The sequence below is a fragment of the Amycolatopsis sp. NPDC051372 genome (assembly GCF_040682095.1).
Classification (GTDB): Bacteria; Actinomycetota; Actinomycetes; order Mycobacteriales; family Pseudonocardiaceae; genus Amycolatopsis.
Genome location: NZ_JBFBAF010000001.1, coordinates 615,210 through 630,718, shown reverse-complemented (window position 1 = coordinate 630,718; position 15,509 = coordinate 615,210). Strand labels below are relative to the sequence as shown.

Genomic DNA, 15,509 nt, shown 5'->3' with positions numbered 1-15,509 from the left:
TACCCGCCGTATCGGCCCAGCACCAGCCGATCACCGGATAGGGACGTTTTCTAACCCTTACGTGCCGAATCCGTTTTTCGGGAACATGCCCGCAATTGATTAACGTGGACGGCTTGCCCATCCCCCTGAAGATCATCATGACCGATCATGCATCGGACTCGGAGTAGCCGATCGGCCACGAATGGCCCTGTTGCTCACCCGTACAGGTGCATTGCGTGATCGTTTACCCTGATCACTCCGTCGGACCGCGTGTCGCCACTGCTCCGGTCGGGGTGTCCCCCACGCACGCACCGCCACAGGTGGAGTAGCCGGGTCACGGGCAGATCTCCGGCGTGGAGACCAGCGGAAACAGCGCACGAATGCGCACCGGACCGCGCACACCGAGGTCAACACACGAATTCGCAAAAACATTCGCGAATTGTTTCGCGTCAAGAACAAGAGTTGCGCCGATTCAGAGCGGCAAGCCTTCTTCGAGGTGCGTGAACGCGCGTTCCAGCAGCGCCACGAAATCGACGCTCTGATCCGCCGCGGCCGCCAGCGCCGTGGAGAGGATCACGCCGACGACCGCGCCGGCCCAGTTGCGCACCTCGAAGTCGCCGCGGGCGCGACCGGTCCGTTCGGCCGCCAGCTCGACGAGCATCGTGATGCCCGAGACGTAGTTGTCCATCACCTTCGCACGCAGCTCCGGCACGGAGAACACGATCAGCTGCCGGCGCCGCTCCTCGGCCCACACCTCGGGCGGCAGGCTGTCGTACACCTCGCGCAGGGTCGCGCGGACGACCCCGAGCAGCGTCAGGTCCTCCGGCTGCCGGCGGGCGGCCTCGACGAGCAGCGGGTCGATACGGTCGTAGAGGACCGTCGCCTCCTTCGTCGGGAAGTAGCGGAAGAAGGTGCTCGGCGAGATGTCCGCGGCCGCCGCGATCTGCTCGACGGTGGTCGTCGCGTAGCCCTGCTCCTGGAACAGCCGCAGCGCGTGCCGCTGGATCGCTTCGCGCGTGCGGGCCTTCTTGCGTTCGCGCAGGCCTGTCGGTTCAGCCGGGGTCATGCGGCGATTGTCGCGGTCGCTCTCGTTTGACAGCAACTGTCACGAAGATCGCCTCAAAAGAAGTTGCACGCGCGTACCAGGATTTGCTCTCATGAGGTACGTGCCCTTCGAGCCGTACCGCCAGGTGCTGACCCTGTCCCGAGTCCGTCCGTCGATGGCGCTGATGTTCTTCGCGCGCCTGCCCATGACGATGACCGGCGTCACGCTCACCCTGTACGTGGTCACCAACCTGGGCCACGGCTACGGCGCGGCCGGCGTCGTCGGCGCCGCCACCACGCTGGGCATGGCGCTGGGCGCGCCACTGCTCGGGCGCACGATCGACCGCTACGGCCTGCGTCCGGTGGTCGGCGTCTGCGGCGTCGCGTCCACGGCCTTCTGGGTCGCGGCGCCCCACCTCTCCTACGCGGTGCTGGTGGCGTGCGCGCTGCCCGCCGGGTTCCTGTCCGTGCCCGCGGGCTCGCTGGCGCGTCAGATCCTGGCGGCGCTCGTGCCCGCCGAGCACCGGCGGGCGGCCTACTCGCTCGACACGATTCTGGTCGAGGCGTCGTTCATGATCGGCCCGGCGGCCGGCATCGCGGCGATCACGTCGCTGTCGGCCACGTTCACGCTCAGCGGCATCGGCGTGCTCTTCGGCGGCACGGCGCTGCTCATCTTCCTGCTCAACCCGCCCATCCGGAACGAGGACGAGCTCGCCCCCGTCGGCTCCGTCCGGCCGCCGCTGCGGTCGTGGCTCACCGGTCGCCTGCTCGCGACGCTGCTGGTGGCCGCGGGCGCCCTGTTCTGCCTGGTCGGTACGGAGGTGGCGACGCTGGCGGCGCTGCGCTCCCACGGTGACGTCGGCTGGACCGGCCTGGTCATCGCGGTGATGTGCGCGGCGTCGATGCTCGGCGGGATCGTGCACGGCGCCGTGAAGAAGTCGTTGCCGCAGGGAGTGCTGATGCTGCTGCTCGCGGCGCTGGTGCTGCCGGTGGGGCTGGCGGACCAGCCGTGGTGGCTGCTGATGCTGGTGCTGATCCCGACGAACCTGCTCTGCGCGCCGACACTGGCCGCCACCACGGAAACGGTGAGCGCGATCGCGCCCCCCGCCGTGCGCGGTGAGGCGATGGGGTTGCAGGACGCGTCGACGCGGCTCGGGCTGGCCGCGGGCAGCCCGGTGGTGGGCTTCGCGATCGACCACTCGAGCCCGGCGTGGGGCTTCGTCGCCGCGGGCGCCGGTGGTTTGGTCCTGGCCGCGGCGGGCCTGCTGTGGACGCACCGGCGCCGGACAGCCACGGCGCCGGCGATGGCCGCGGCCGTGCAGGCGCGTCGCTGACCAGACCTCACCCATGCGGCGTTGGTTGCTCCAGCCACGCCCGCCACCACCCTCAACGGAGGTGCTCCGCGCGCCTGCCCCATCGGGTGCTGGGGCGAGGCGTGGGGGTCAGCTACACGCCTTACGCAGTGCGTCGAGCTTCGCGACGTTCCGCTTGGCCCACGCGGCGACCACACCGGCGTCCTGGATGTGCTCCTTCTGCACCTCGACGTAGGAGTCCGCCATGCCGAGCAGCGCGTTCTTCACGTCCTGCTCCTGCACGTCGGCTGCCAGCGCGCGCAGGCGCTGCTCCTTGTCCTGCGCGCGGGCCTTCAGCTTGTCGGGGTCGACCAGCGGATTGAGGTCCGCGAGCCCCAGCGCCTGCGTGCACGCGCTGACCTTGTCGGCCGTCGAGTTGGCCGTGTCCACCGCCGAGTCGACCTGGTCGCACCCGGCCAGCAACGTTCCGGCGGCCGCCAGCGCGACCACCGCTCCCCACCTCGTCATGGATCCAGCGTAGCGGGCTCGCGGGGCCCGAACCGGCCCCGCGAGCACCTTCACCCCTTCACGCAGACGACCTGCTTGAGGTGCGCCACGACCGCCACGAGGTCGGTCTGCGCATCGATCACCGCGTCGATGTCCTTGTAGGCCGCCGGGATCTCGTCGACCACGCCGGTGTCCTTGCGGCACTCGACTCCGTCGGTCTGGGCCGCGAGGTCAGCCGCGGTGAAGGTCTTGCGCGCCTTCGTCCGCGACATCCGCCGCCCCGCGCCGTGCGAAGCCGACTCGAACGACGCCGTGTTCCCGAGCCCGCGCACGATGTACGAGCCGGTGCCCATGCTGCCGGGGATGATCCCGAGGTCACCCGCGCCGGCCCGGATCGCGCCCTTGCGGGTGACGAGCAGGTCGACGCCGTCGTAGGTCTCCTCGGTGACGTAGTTGTGGTGGCACGAGATCGCGTCGTCGAACGTGGTCCCCGGGATCACCTCGGCGACGGCGAGCTTGACCAGCGCCACCATCGTGGCCCGGTTGCGCGCCGCGTAGTCCTGCGCCCAGAACAGGTCACGCCGGTAGGCCGCCATCTCGGGCGTGTCCGCGACGAACACAGCCAGGTCGCGGTCGGGCAGGTCCGCGTTGTGCGGCAGCTTGCGCGCGACGGCCATGTGCCGCTCCGCGAGTTCCTTGCCGATGTTGCGCGAACCCGAATGCAGCATCAGCCACACGCGGCCTTCGTCGGCGCCGCCCTGTTCGAGGCAGACCTCGATGAAGTGGTTCCCGCCGCCGAGGCTCCCGACCTGGCGCGCCGCGCGGTCGCGCAGGCCCTGCACGCCCTCGTGGAGGTCGCCGAACGACTTCCAGAACGCGTCCCAGCCGCCCACGCCGTGGACCTTCGCGGGGTTCACGGGCGTCTTGTGCAGCCCGAACCCCACCGGCACAGCCGACTCGATCCGGCGCCGCAGCCGGCCGAGGTCGTCGGGCAGGTCCGCCGCGGTGAGCGACGTGCGCACCGCACTCATCCCGCACCCGATGTCGACACCTACCGCCGCCGGCGACACCGCGTCACGCATGGCGATCACGCTGCCCACGGTGGCGCCCTTGCCGTAGTGGACGTCCGGCATCACCGCGACGCCGTGCACCCAAGGCAGATTGGCGACGTTGTGCAGCTGGCGCATGGCTTGTTCCTCGACCGACGTGGGGTCGGCCCACATCCGGATCGGGACGCGAGCACCGTCTACCGCCGTGTACATGACTTTCCTTTCCTGGCTGGGATTCTTCGAAAAGCATCCCCCGGAGGGCGATATGGCGCCACGGGTTTTCCGCGGCGGATTCGTGGCGGAAACGAAATCGAGGCTCCCGGCGATATCGGGCAGGATGCCAGGCCCGGGGCCCGAAGCGCCCAGCGGGAGGAACCGTCCGTCCATGAAGAACTCGTTTCGAGCGCCGGTCGCGGTCACCTTGCTGGCCGGGTTTCCGGTGCTGGTACTGGCGCTTGTCGCCGCGATCGTGGTGGTCGAGGTGTTCGCGTTCCGCAACCGGCTTTCCCACGGGCTGGAGTTCGCCGTCTTCGCCGCGCCCGCGACCTACGTGCTGCTGCGGGCGCTGCTCACGTTCGACCGCGCAGGCGAAGTCCCCGGTCTTCTGGTCACCGCGGAGACCCAACCCGAGTTGCGGGACCTGGTCCGCGAACTGGCCGAAACCGTCGGCACCGCGCCGCCCGACGAGGTCCGGATCATGAACCGGGTGAACGCGGCGGTACACGAACGAACGCGCTGGTTCGGTCTGCGCGTCACGGAGCGCACGCTGTTCATCGGCGCCCCGCTGTTCGCGGGGCTGGGGGTGGCCGAGCTCCGGGCCGTGCTCGGCCACGAGTTCGCGCACTACAGCAGCCGCGACACCCGGTTCGCCGGCGCGACCTACCGTGGCCGGGTGGCGATCCTGCGAGTCCTGAGTGGACTCGACGGGGCGTCCTGGTTCAGCCGGCTGCTGCGGCCGCTGTTCCAGGTCTACGGCTGGGTGTACTTCGCCGTGTCAGGTCGGGTGAGCCGCGACCAGGAGCTGGCCGCCGACGTCGCGGCGGCGCGGGTCGCGGGCACGGCGGCGGCGACCGCCGCCCTTCGCGAGATCGAGGCGCTCGACGCCGTGTGGCGAGTTTTCACCCGCGAGTACCTGGTGATGGGCTGGAACGCCGGTTACCTGCCCGACCGGCCCGCCGAGGGATGCCGGCTGCTGCTGACCGACGAAACCCGCGCCCAGGAACCGGCACGACCGCGGCAGAACCCGCCCGAGGCGTCGCCGTTCGACAACCATCCACCCACGGCCGAGCGCATCAGGGTGCTCGAAGCGGCCGGCGTCATCCCGATGCCCGAGGTCGAGGACCGGCCGGCGAGCGAGCTCCTCCGCGACGCCGAAGAGGTCCTCGACGCCGCGTGGTTCGCCGAGCTGTCGGACGAAGGCCGCACAAGCAGCGCACCGACTGGGACACGCTCGCCGACGTCTCTTCACGGCACGAGTTCGGTGAACTGGCGGCGCAAGTCCTGCGAGGCCGCTCGGTGGGCGACCTGCTCGACGCGCTGGACGCCGGGCGGCCGGCAGACGTGGTCGATCCCGACCTGCCGATCCCGGCTGAGGCGGACCAGCGGACTCGCCGGGAGCTCGTGTCCGAATCCGCTCGCATCCGGCTGTCGTTCGTGGCCCTGTCGCAGGCCGCCGGCGCGGGCGGCGCGCGGTGGACCATCTCGTGGTCGGAGGTGACCGCGCTCCGGCTGACCCCGCGGTACAGCGGAACGCTCTTCCCCGCGATCGACGCCGCCGTGGCCGGTGACACTGCCGCCCTGCGCGCGCTCCTGAGCGAACCCGGCCGCGTTCCGTCTGCTTGATTACCGCGGCGAACGGCGTCCGCTCCACAATGGATCAACCGGGAACCGTCCGAATAGCACGATTTGCCGGATTAACTCGGAGAACTTCGTTTCGTGAGCGAAACGAAATCGAGGTTCCGGCCGATATCGGGCACGATGATCGAGCCCGGCGCTCGGTGCGCCACTCGGGGAGGATTCCACTTTTCCATGAAGAACTCATCGCGAGCATTGCTCGCTGTCATCCTGCTGGCCGGGTTCCCGGTGCTCGTGCTGGCGATCATCGCCGCGCTCGTGGCGCTGGAGATCTACGCGTTCCAAGACCGGCCCGCGATCGGGCTGCGGCTCGCGATCATCGTCGTACCGGTGGTTTACGTGCTGCTGCAGGCCCTTTTCACCATCGAACGCTCCGGCGACGACGAAGTCTCCGGCCTGCCGGTGACCCCCGAGGCGCAGCCTGAACTGTGGGCACTCGTCCACGAGCTCGCCGACGCCGTCGGCACCCGGCCGCCGGACGAGATCTACCTGGTGCCGCAGGTCAACGCGAGCGTCGAGGAGCAGACGCGGTGGCTCGGCCTGCGGGTGAAACGTCGCCGGTTGTTCATCGGTGCGCAACTGTTCGCCGGGCTGCGGACCGACCAGTTCCGCTCGGTGCTGGGCCACGAACTCGCGCACTACAGCAACCGCGACACCCGCTTCGCCGGCACGACTTACCGTGGCAGGCAGGCGATCGGCCGAGTCGTGAACGGACTGAACGGCAGCACGTGGTTCGGCCATATGCTGCGGAAGTTGTTCCACGCCTATGCCAAGCTCTACTTCGCCGTGTCTATGCGGGTGAGCCGCGACCGCGAGCTCGCCGCCGACGCCGCGGCCGCCCGGGTCGCGGGCACTGCGGCGGCGAGCAGTGCGTTGCGCGAGGTCGAGGCGCTGGACGTCGTCTGGCGGTTTTTCCTGAACACCTATGCGACGATGGGCTGGAAAGCAGGCTATCTACCGGCCCGGCTGGCCGAGGGGTACCTCCACCTGCTGGCCGACGGCGGTCGCGCCGAGGAGATCGACAAGGTGCGGCGCAATCCCCCGAAGCACAAGACCTCCCCGTACGACAGCCACCCGCCCACTCTCGAGCGCATCGCACTGCTCGAAGCGGCGCCTGTCGTGCCGGTAGCGGAAGGCGGCGAGCGACCGGCGACCGAGATCCTGCGCGAGGCGGCCAAGACTCTCGACGCCACCCTGCTCACGGGCCTGTCGACCGAAGCCCGCCGGAAGAAGCCCACGGACTGGCCGACCCTCGTCGACGCCGCCACCCGCCACCAGTTCAGCGAGAACGCCACGAAGATCCTGCGCGGACGTTCGCCGCACGACCTGCTCGACGCACTCGACGCCGGCCGGCTCGACGACGTGGCCGACCCCGGCCTGAAGGTGCCCACCGGCGCCGGCGCTCGGGCCCGCCGCGAGCTTCTCGGCCAGTCCGTCCGCGAGCGACTGTCCACTGTGGTCGTCTCGGAACTCGCCACCGCCGGGCTCGCACACTGGACGCTCTCGTGGTCCGGGCCGGCCGAGCTGGCGCTCGACGAGGCGTACGACAAAGCACTCGACCCGGCGCTCGACGCCGCCGTCACCGGGGACACCGCCGGGCTGCGGGCGCTGCTGCCCGCGGCGGAACCCGACCCGATCCGTTCCTGAGAGGAAACCCATGGGACTCGTAAGCCTGCTGTTCAATCCGAGACGCCGGAAGACCGCGCTGGCGCTGGCCAAAGCCGCGCGGGAACGCGGCATGAGCGTGGCCGAGTTCACCGCTTCGCTCAGCCGTGAGGACCTGGCCCGGTACGTCGCGCCGGACAAGAAGGCGCCGCGACGCGCCGGGCACGGCGACGAGCCGGGCGTACGCCGCGCGGGCGCTCGTGGAGCTCGGGCGCGGCGAAGAGGCCGTGGAACAGTTCCGGTACCTCGGCGTGCACGCGGACGCCAATATGTGGGCGTACAGCAACAAGGGACCGATCGTCGAGTTCCGGAAGATCCGGTACCTGGCCTGCCACCTCGCCGAGAAGGCGAAGTCCACAGTGGAGTGACGGAAACGTTGTCCCCGCCACGAGCGATATCCGACAGGACCGAGCTCGGCTGGGGAGGAGGTCCGGATGGCACTGCGTGCCATGGGGCTCCTGGTCGCGTTCTGGCTGGCGGTGGTCCTCGTCGTCGGCGGGTTCGTCGCGGCGGAGGCCGTGCTGTGCGTGGCGATGTCCCCCGCGTCGCTGGCCTTGCTCGTCGTGGCGCCAGGACTCGCGACACTCGTGACGGCGCTGTGCTCGCGCGCCGGCCCCACGCCGACGATCCGGCTCACGCCCGCGTCGACGCGGCTGTGGGAACTGGTGCACTCCGCGGCGGACGACGTCGGCGTCGAGGCTCCGACGTCCGTCCAGCTCGACGCCGGCGTCGCGGTGCGGCTCGCGTCGCGCCGTCGGCTCGTCATCGGAGTCCCGTTGCTCGCGGCGGTGAACCCGGGGCAGCTGAGCGTGTTGGTGCGCCGCGCGCTCAGCGAGGACGTCCGCTTCCGGCCGGCGATCGCGTGGGGAGTGCGGTTCCTCTCCCGCACGCGCGACACCCTGGCCCGCACGCCGCGCTGGACCGCGCCGGCCCGGCCCGCGGTGCGGGCCTTCACCGCGTACTACCTGCGCGTCGCCGAACAAGCGCTGACCACGTCGGACTCGGCGGAGGTGCGGTGGGAACGCGAGGTGATCGAAGAGCTCTGGGAGCTCTTCCTGGTCCGCTACGCCGCGCTCGGCCTGCGAGCGGGATTCCTGCCGGCGCGGCCGATGGCGGGCTTCCGGCGGCTGCTCGACGCCGAGCTCCCCCTCGGCGACGAGGCTCGGGCCAGCGCACTGCTCGCCGAGGGCGAGACGCTCGACCACGCCTTCGCGCAGCTGCTCTCCGAGGAGCAGCGCGCCATGCCGCGGGCCGACTGGGACACGCTCGCCGATTTGTCCCAGCGCCACGAGGTCACGCGCTCGGCCCTGGAGGTCCTCGGCGGCCTCACCCTCGGAGCGGCGCTCGACCGGCTGGCCGCGGGCGAGCTCGCGTTCCTCGCGAAGCCCGGCGCCACGGACGTCGTGGCTTCCGTCCGCTACCGCCTGGCCCTGGTCGTCACGGCGGCCCTGGCGGACGTGGGAGTCGTGCGCTGGCGCATGGCGTGGCCCGGGCCGCCGGAGCTGGTCGTGGACGATCCGGGGGCGGAGGCGATCACGACCGCGCTCGACGAAGCGGCAGCGCTGACGCCGGAGGTGTTGCCGCTGCGAATGCTGCTCGTGGTTTCCGGCGTGCCACCGGACTTCCGGCCGGTTCGGCAGCTGAGCTCGCCCCGATGAGACAGGGCCGCCTTCCCGGAGGAAGACGGCCCTGGTCACACGAGAAAATCAGCGGTTGCTCGCCACCAGCTCCGCGATCTGCACCGCGTTCAACGCCGCACCCTTGCGCAGGTTGTCCGTCGCCACGAACAGCGCCAGGCCGCGACCGTCCGGCACACCGGGATCGGAGCGGATGCGGCCGACGAAGCTCGGGTCCTTGCCCGCGGCCTGCAGCGGCGTGGGGACGTCCGAGAGCTGCACGCCGGGCGCGACCGACAACAGTTCCGTGGCTCGCTCCACCGAGATGGGCTGCGCGAACTCGACGTTGATCGACAGCGCGTGGCCGGAGAACACCGGGACCCGGACGCACGTGCCGGACACGAGCAGCTCCGGCAGGCCCAGGATCTTGCGGCTTTCGTTGCGCAGCTTCTGTTCCTCGTCCGTCTCGAACGAGCCGTCGTCGACGACGGAGCCGGCCATGGGCAGGACGTTGAACGCGATGGGCGCCACGTACTTGGCCGGGGCCGGGAAGTCCACAGCCGAACCGTCGTGGGTCAGGGCCGCCGCGCGGGAGGCGACGGCGTTGACCTGGGCGGCCAGCTCGTCGACGCCGGCGAGGCCGCTGCCGGACACGGCCTGGTAGGTGCTCGTGATCAAGCGCAGCAGGCCGGCCTCGTCGTGCAGCGGCTTGAGCACCGGCATGGCCGCCATGGTGGTGCAGTTGGGGTTCGCGATGATCCCCTTGCGCGCCTCCTTGATGGCTTCCGGGTTGACCTCGCTGACGACCAGCGGCACGTCCGGATCGCGGCGGAAGGCCGACGAGTTGTCGATCACCGTCACGCCCGCGGCGGAGAAGCGCGGCGACTGCTCACGCGAAGTCGAACCGCCCGCGGAGAACAAGGCGATGTCCAAACCGGACGGATCCGCGATGGCGGTGTCCTCGACCGTGATCTCCTCGCCCTGCCACGGAAGCTTCGTTCCCGCTGACCGGGACGACGCGAAGTAGCGCATCTCGTCCACCGGGAAACCGCGCTCCGCCAGCAGCTTCCGCATCACACCGCCGACCTGGCCGGTCGCTCCGACCACCCCGACGCGCAGACCGTTGCTCATCAGCGACCACTCCCCGCATACACAACGGCTTCTTCGTCGCCGCCGAGCTCGAACGCCTCGTGGATCGCGCGCACGGCGTCGTCGAGCTGCGCGTCGCGGATCAGCACCGAGATGCGGATCTCCGAGGTGTTGATGATTTCGATGTTGACGCCCGACTGTGCGAGCGCCTCGCAGAACGTCGCCGTGACACCGGGGTGCGAGCGCATCCCCGCGCCGACGAGCGAGACCTTGCCGACGTGGTCGTCGTACAGCACAGTCTCGAAGCCGATCTCGCCCTTGACCTTCTCGAGCTCCTGCACGGCCTTGGCGCCGTTGGCCTTCGACAGCGTGAACGTGATGTCGGTGCGACCCGAGATCGTGCTGGACACGTTCTGCAGCACCATGTCGATGTCGATCTCCGCGTCGGCGATCACGCGGAAGATCCGGGCGGCCGCCCCGGCGTGGTCCGGCACGCCGGTGACCGTGATCTTGGCCTCCGAACGGTCGTGTGCCACACCGGTGATCAGCGCTTGTTCCACGGGGATCTCCTCGATTGACCCGGTCACGGTGGTGCCCGGCTTGTCGCTGTAGGAAGAGCGGACTCGGATCGGCACGCCGTAGCGGCGCGCGTACTCGACCGAACGCAGGTGCAGGATCTTCGAACCGCTCGCGGCGAGCTCCAGCATCTCCTCGTACGGGATCGTGTCGAGTTTCCGCGCGTCCGGCACGATCCGCGGGTCGGCGGAGTACACACCGTCCACATCGGAATAGATCTCGCACACGTCGGCGCCCAGCGCGGCGGCGAGCGCGACGGCGGTGGTGTCCGAACCGCCGCGGCCGAGCGTCGTGATGTCCTTGGTGTCCTGGGAAACGCCCTGGAACCCGGCCACCAGCGCGATGTAACCCTGGTCCAGGGCCTCCGTGACGCGACTCGGCGTCACGTCGATGATGCGCGCGTTGCCGTGCACCGACGTCGTGACGACACCCGCCTGCGAACCGGTGAACGACCACGCCTCGGCGCCGTGCGCGGAAATCGCCATCGCGACCAGCGCGTTCGAGATGCGCTCACCGGCCGTGAGCAGCATGTCCATCTCCCGCTCCGGCGGCGCGGGGTTCACCTGCTGCGCCAGATCGAGCAGCTCGTCGGTGGTGTCACCCATCGCCGAGCACACCACCACGACGTCGTTGCCCGCCTTCTTGGTGGCGACGATGCGTTCGGCGACGCGCTTGATCCGGTCGGCACTTTCCAGCGACGATCCACCGTACTTCTGGACCACGAGGGCCACAGCCCGAACCTCCTTGACGGGCCGGGTCTGCTCCTGGTGGGCACCGAGGAGCCCCCGCGTCCCTTCACTTGGGCGAAAGCCTACCGGGGCCGAGGGCGCGCGCCACTCAATCGAGTGGCGGCGCACATCGATCGAGGGTGTGTCGAAAGTAAATCTTCCTTAACACCACCGAAATGTTCGAAGCCCTTCCTCCGGAGTGATGGAGAGCACTCCCGCCGTACTACGGTGCGGGACGTGCGCAAACCCGCTGAGACGAGCGTCCCCGTGAGCCAGGCCGTCGCCGAGCGCTGGAGCCCCCGCGCCTTCGACGCGACCGCCGAGGTGTCCCTGCAGGAACTGACCACCTTGCTGGAGGCCGCACGCTGGGCGCCGTCCTTCGGCAACACCCAGCCCGCGCGCTATCTCGTGGGCCGGCGCGGCGACCCCACGTTCACCCGAATCCTGGCCGCGCTGAACACCGGCAACCAGGCGTGGGCGTTCCGCGCGGGCGCGCTGCTCGTCGGCGTGATGGTGACCACCAACGAGAAGGGCGAGCTCCCCTACGCCGAGTACGGCCTCGGCCTGGCGAGCGAGAACCTGGTGCTGCAGGCCGTGGAACTCGGCCTGATCGCGCACCAGATGGCGGGCTTCTCCCCCGACGCGGTCCGCTCGTCGTTCGGGTTGCCGGACGAGGCCGTGCCGCGGGTGGCCATCGCGGTGGGCCACGCCGCCGACGCCGCCGTGCTGGAGGACGAGCGGCGCATCGAGCGGGAGCTGAAGCCGCGGCAGCGCATTCCACTGAGTGAGTTCGCGTTCAGTGGTGAATGGGGCACGCCCGCGTTGGGTGATTGACGCGCGGAACGACTGATCGCATTCACTTCGCACCGCTAAGTAATGTCGCTCGATCAGGGAACCGCTGATCGGGGCACCGCATCGAAGCCCGCACACACTGGGTGGACATGAGGAGAGAACGACATGCGTAGTCGTGTGCTGGCGGCCCTGGGGGTCTCCGCGGCGGTACTGGCCCTGGCCGGCTGCGGGAGCGAGATGAACGGCACGCCTTCGGCCGCGTCCGGTGCCCCGGCGCAGCAGCAGAGTCAGAGCACCAGCGCGACCCAGGCGAGCACGGAAGCGCCGCCGAGCGCGCAGCAGAACACGACGTCGGCCGGTGGTTTCACGCCGCAGGGCACCAAGCTGAAGCTGGGCGAGAAGGCGATCGTGCCGTTCAAGTCGGAGGACAAGACGGGCTCGATCGGCGTCACGGTGAAGTCGATCGACAAGGGCACCGAGGCGGACCTCGCGCCGCTGGACCTGGGCGACAAGGCGAAGGGCATGACGCCGTACTACGTGCGTGTCACCGTCTCGAACGAGAGCGGCACGGACTTCTCCTACACCTCGCTCGGGCTGATGAACGCCCTGCTCCCCGACGGTTCCGAAGCGCAGGGTGTGTCCGTGATCGGCACGTTCGACAAGTGCGACAGCGGCGACGCGGGCAAGGACTTCACCACGAAGGGCGCCACGTACGAAAGCTGCGTGCTCGCGGTGGCGCAGGCCGGCACGACGGTGACCGGCGCGTCGTACGACGAGGGCGACTACAGCGACCAGGCTCCGGGCACGGACTACGGCAGCAAGCCGATCACCTGGCAGAGCTGACCCGGAGCTGACCCGGTACGAACGGGCCGTTCGCGCCACGGCGGGAACGGCCCGTGACCGCGGTCAGGAAGAGATTCCGCCGATGCGGCGGAGGATCTTCGCGACGATCCCGGACACCACGAGCCAGAAGATCGCCGCGATGCCGTAGTTGACCAGCACCCTGAGTTTCGCGTCACTCGGGGTGAAGAGGTCCTTGAAGCCGATCGAGAGGAAGTCGGCCCAGCTTCGAACAAACGAGACGATTCCGTTGTCCGGATTGGCCTCGCCGACAGTGAAGATCACGTGCAGCACGAGGATCGCGGCGAAGATCAGCCCGACCCACCGCACGAGCGTGGCGACGAAGGAAAACGCCTGCTCACGGGTGCGTCGCCAGTCGATCTCGGCGCGCTTCGGCCGCGACTCGGTCTCCGTCTCAGGTGTCTGTTCGGCGTGCTCGCCCATGCTCGGCAGTCTGACACGTCACACCCCCGCCCGCTACCCGCTGGTAACACCCGGCGGGCACCGGACGTAACAGTTCGATCGCGGAGGTGACTTCACAACGGCCGCGTTCCGTGGTTAAGGTGACTTCGTGGCGCGTGCTCTCCTGCTTCGCTGCCGCGACGGGGCCTGACCAGACCGGCTCCTCGTCGCGGGGCTTTGTGGTGCCGGTCGTATGCACCCACCTCGTCAGGAGACGTCTTCACCCATGGCCACGAACGACCCCCGCACGAGCACTTCCCGCGTTCGCACGCCGTCGCGCCCGGCGCCCGCGGACCAGCCCCGCTGGAACCCGCAACGCGGCACGTCGATGCCCGTCCACCGCTACAAGCCCTGGTACGAGCTGATCGAGAACATCGAGCTGCCCGACCGCACCTGGCCCGAGAAGCGCATCGAGCGCGCGCCGCTGTGGTGCGCGGTGGACCTGCGTGACGGCAACCAGGCCCTGATCGACCCGATGTCGCCGGCGCGCAAGCGCAAGTTCTTCGACCTGCTCGTACGCATGGGTTACAAGGAGATCGAGGTCGGGTTCCCCGCCGCGTCGCAGACGGACTTCGACTTCGTCCGCGAGATCATCGACGAGGGCGCGATCCCGGACGACGTGAGCATCCAGGTGCTGACCCAGTGCCGCCCGGAGCTGATCGAGCGCACGTTCAAGTCGCTCGAGGGCGCGCCGCGCGCGATCGTGCACATCTACAACTCGACCTCGATCCTGCAGCGCCGCGTCGTGTTCCGCGAGGAGCGCGAGGGCATCAAGAAGATCGCGACGCAGGCCGCGGAGATGGTCGTCGAGCTGGCCGCAAAGCAGCCGGACACCGACTTCCGCTTCCAGTACTCACCGGAGTCCTACACCGGCACGGAGCTGTCGTACGCGCTCGAGGTCTGCAACGCCGTGACCGAGATCTGGCAGCCGACGCCGGAGAAGCCGGTGATCCTGAACCTGCCGGCGACCGTCGAGATGGCGACGCCGAACGTCTACGCCGACTCGATCGAGTGGATGAGCCGCAACCTGGAGCGCCGCGACTCGGTGATCCTGTCGCTGCACCCGCACAACGACCGCGGCACCGGCATCGCCGCCGCCGAGCTGGGCTACCAGGCGGGCGCCGATCGCATCGAGGGCTGCCTGTTCGGCAACGGCGAGCGCACCGGCAACGTCGACCTCGTCGCGCTGGGCATGAACCTGTTCAGCCAGGGTGTGGACCCGCAGATCGACTTCTCGGACATCGACGAGATCAAGCGCACCGTCGAGTACTGCAACCAGCTGCCCGTGGCCGAGCGCACACCGTGGGGCGGTGACCTGGTGTTCACCGCGTTCTCCGGCAGCCATCAGGACGCGATCAACAAGGGCCTCGACGCGCTGAAGGACGCGGCCGACAAGGCCGGCGTGCCAGTGGACGAGTACCCGTGGGAGGTCCCGTACCTGCCGATCGACCCGAAGGACGTCGGCCGCACGTACGAGGCCGTGATCCGCGTGAACTCGCAGTCGGGCAAGGGCGGCGTCGCCTACATCATGAAGGCCGAGCACCAGCTCGACCTGCCGCGGCGCCTGCAGATCGAGTTCTCCAAGGTGGTCCAGGCCTACACCGACACCGAGGGCGGCGAGGTCGACCCGGCCACGATGTGGAACGCGTTCTCGAAGGAGTACCTCGAGCCGCGCACCCCGCTGGAGCTGGTGCGCCAGCGCGTGACCGACAACGGCGGCGGCGAGTACGACATCGAAGCCACGGTGACCGTCGAGGGCGACGAGCACGACATCACCGGCCGCGGCAACGGTCCCATCGCGGCGTTCTTCGACGCCCTGTCCACCGTCGGCTTCGACCTGCGGCTCCTGGACTACAGCGAACACACCCTGACCCCGGGCGACGACTCGCGCGCCGCGTCGTACATCGAGTGCGCGATCTCCGACCGCGTGTTCTGGGGCGTGGGCATCGACCCGTCGATCGTGACGTCGTCGCTGCGCGCGGTGGTGAGCGCGGTCAACCGCGCGAACCGCTGATG

14 protein-coding genes are annotated in these 15,509 nt (G+C 69.6%); 8 read left to right on the top strand and 6 right to left on the bottom strand.

Annotated elements, in window-relative coordinates; translation table 11 throughout:
- Positions 1–451: 451 nt before the first annotated feature.
- Positions 452–1,045, bottom strand: coding sequence for a TetR family transcriptional regulator (locus tag AB0M56_RS02885; protein WP_364170337.1), 594 nt, complete (start codon positions 1,043–1,045; stop codon positions 452–454).
- 154 nt (positions 1,046–1,199) lie between these two features.
- Here AB0M56_RS02885 and AB0M56_RS02880 point away from each other — a divergent pair, with 154 nt between their 5' ends.
- Entirely contained in the window at positions 1,200–2,357 is a 1,158-nt protein-coding gene (locus AB0M56_RS02880; RefSeq protein ID WP_364170739.1) for an MFS transporter, read from the top strand.
- Between the two features lie 108 nt (positions 2,358–2,465).
- Here AB0M56_RS02880 and AB0M56_RS02875 read toward each other — a convergent pair whose 3' ends face one another.
- Together AB0M56_RS02875 and AB0M56_RS02870 are read right to left on the bottom strand one after the other, a co-directional pair.
- Positions 2,466–2,843 carry a hypothetical protein gene (locus AB0M56_RS02875; protein ID WP_364170335.1) on the bottom strand — a complete coding sequence of 126 codons (378 nt, stop codon included), beginning with the start codon at positions 2,841–2,843 and terminating at the stop codon, positions 2,466–2,468.
- 50 nt (positions 2,844–2,893) lie between these two features.
- Entirely contained in the window at positions 2,894–4,084 is a 1,191-nt protein-coding gene (locus AB0M56_RS02870; RefSeq protein WP_364170332.1) for an RtcB family protein, read from the bottom strand.
- A gap of 172 nt (positions 4,085–4,256) precedes the next feature.
- Between AB0M56_RS02870 and AB0M56_RS02865 the strand changes: the two genes are divergently transcribed.
- The 4 genes from AB0M56_RS02865 to AB0M56_RS02850 all read left to right on the top strand — a co-directional run bounded on the left by AB0M56_RS02865 (position 4,257) and on the right by AB0M56_RS02850 (position 9,048).
- A complete protein-coding gene (locus AB0M56_RS02865) occupies positions 4,257–5,588 on the top strand; it encodes a M48 family metalloprotease (protein WP_364170329.1) in 1,332 nt (443 codons plus the stop codon).
- Positions 5,589–5,899: 311 nt separating this feature from the next.
- Complete coding sequence (locus AB0M56_RS02860; RefSeq protein ID WP_364170326.1) at positions 5,900–7,372, top strand: M48 family metalloprotease; 1,473 nt, start codon at positions 5,900–5,902, stop codon at positions 7,370–7,372.
- A gap of 125 nt (positions 7,373–7,497) precedes the next feature.
- Positions 7,498–7,758 carry a hypothetical protein gene (locus tag AB0M56_RS02855; RefSeq protein ID WP_364170324.1) on the top strand — a complete coding sequence of 87 codons (261 nt, stop codon included), beginning with the start codon at positions 7,498–7,500 and terminating at the stop codon, positions 7,756–7,758.
- Positions 7,759–7,824: 66 nt separating this feature from the next.
- A complete protein-coding gene (locus AB0M56_RS02850) occupies positions 7,825–9,048 on the top strand; it encodes a hypothetical protein (RefSeq protein ID WP_364170322.1) in 1,224 nt (407 codons plus the stop codon).
- Between the two features lie 48 nt (positions 9,049–9,096).
- On the opposite strand, the gene AB0M56_RS02845 is transcribed toward AB0M56_RS02850, so the two are convergent.
- Together AB0M56_RS02845 and AB0M56_RS02840 are read right to left on the bottom strand one after the other, a co-directional pair.
- On the bottom strand, positions 9,097–10,137 hold the full coding sequence (locus AB0M56_RS02845; protein WP_220244907.1) for an aspartate-semialdehyde dehydrogenase: 1,041 nt from the start codon (positions 10,135–10,137) through the stop codon (positions 9,097–9,099).
- Positions 10,137–11,402: an aspartate kinase gene (locus AB0M56_RS02840; RefSeq protein WP_364170318.1), complete on the bottom strand. Its 1,266-nt coding sequence runs from the start codon at positions 11,400–11,402 to the stop codon at positions 10,137–10,139. The genes AB0M56_RS02845 and AB0M56_RS02840 overlap by 1 nt, the downstream gene beginning before the upstream one ends.
- 234 nt (positions 11,403–11,636) lie before the next feature.
- Between AB0M56_RS02840 and AB0M56_RS02835 the strand changes: the two genes are divergently transcribed.
- Entirely contained in the window at positions 11,637–12,233 is a 597-nt protein-coding gene (locus tag AB0M56_RS02835) for a nitroreductase family protein (protein ID WP_364170315.1), read from the top strand.
- 123 nt (positions 12,234–12,356) lie between these two features.
- The gene (locus AB0M56_RS02830; RefSeq protein ID WP_364170312.1) at positions 12,357–13,034 is read left to right on the top strand and encodes a hypothetical protein; all 678 of its coding nucleotides are present in this window, start codon (positions 12,357–12,359) and stop codon (positions 13,032–13,034) included.
- Positions 13,035–13,097: 63 nt separating this feature from the next.
- On the opposite strand, the gene AB0M56_RS02825 is transcribed toward AB0M56_RS02830, so the two are convergent.
- Positions 13,098–13,475 carry a hypothetical protein gene (locus AB0M56_RS02825; RefSeq protein WP_364170309.1) on the bottom strand — a complete coding sequence of 126 codons (378 nt, stop codon included), beginning with the start codon at positions 13,473–13,475 and terminating at the stop codon, positions 13,098–13,100.
- Positions 13,476–13,719: 244 nt separating this feature from the next.
- Between AB0M56_RS02825 and leuA the strand changes: the two genes are divergently transcribed.
- Positions 13,720–15,507 carry a 2-isopropylmalate synthase gene (leuA, locus tag AB0M56_RS02820; RefSeq protein WP_364170307.1) on the top strand — a complete coding sequence of 596 codons (1,788 nt, stop codon included), beginning with the start codon at positions 13,720–13,722 and terminating at the stop codon, positions 15,505–15,507.
- The last annotated feature ends 2 nt before the right edge of the window (positions 15,508–15,509 follow it).

Excerpts from the sequence above, each read along its gene's own strand:
- AB0M56_RS02850 (WP_364170322.1), top strand. The coding sequence starts at position 7,825 with ATGGCACTGCGTGCCATGGGGCTCCTGGTCGCGTTCTGGCTGGCGGTG.
- AB0M56_RS02865 (WP_364170329.1), top strand. The coding sequence starts at position 4,257 with ATGAAGAACTCGTTTCGAGCGCCGGTCGCGGTCACCTTGCTGGCCGGG.
- AB0M56_RS02875 (WP_364170335.1), bottom strand. The coding sequence starts at position 2,843 with ATGACGAGGTGGGGAGCGGTGGTCGCGCTGGCGGCCGCCGGAACGTTG.
- AB0M56_RS02885 (WP_364170337.1), bottom strand. The coding sequence starts at position 1,045 with ATGACCCCGGCTGAACCGACAGGCCTGCGCGAACGCAAGAAGGCCCGC.
- AB0M56_RS02845 (WP_220244907.1), bottom strand. The coding sequence starts at position 10,137 with ATGAGCAACGGTCTGCGCGTCGGGGTGGTCGGAGCGACCGGCCAGGTC.
- AB0M56_RS02830 (WP_364170312.1), top strand. The coding sequence starts at position 12,357 with ATGCGTAGTCGTGTGCTGGCGGCCCTGGGGGTCTCCGCGGCGGTACTG.
- AB0M56_RS02870 (WP_364170332.1), bottom strand. The coding sequence starts at position 4,084 with ATGTACACGGCGGTAGACGGTGCTCGCGTCCCGATCCGGATGTGGGCC.
- AB0M56_RS02825 (WP_364170309.1), bottom strand. The coding sequence starts at position 13,475 with ATGGGCGAGCACGCCGAACAGACACCTGAGACGGAGACCGAGTCGCGG.
- leuA (WP_364170307.1), top strand. The coding sequence starts at position 13,720 with ATGGCCACGAACGACCCCCGCACGAGCACTTCCCGCGTTCGCACGCCG.
- AB0M56_RS02880 (WP_364170739.1), top strand. The coding sequence starts at position 1,200 with ATGGCGCTGATGTTCTTCGCGCGCCTGCCCATGACGATGACCGGCGTC.
- AB0M56_RS02860 (WP_364170326.1), top strand. The coding sequence starts at position 5,900 with ATGAAGAACTCATCGCGAGCATTGCTCGCTGTCATCCTGCTGGCCGGG.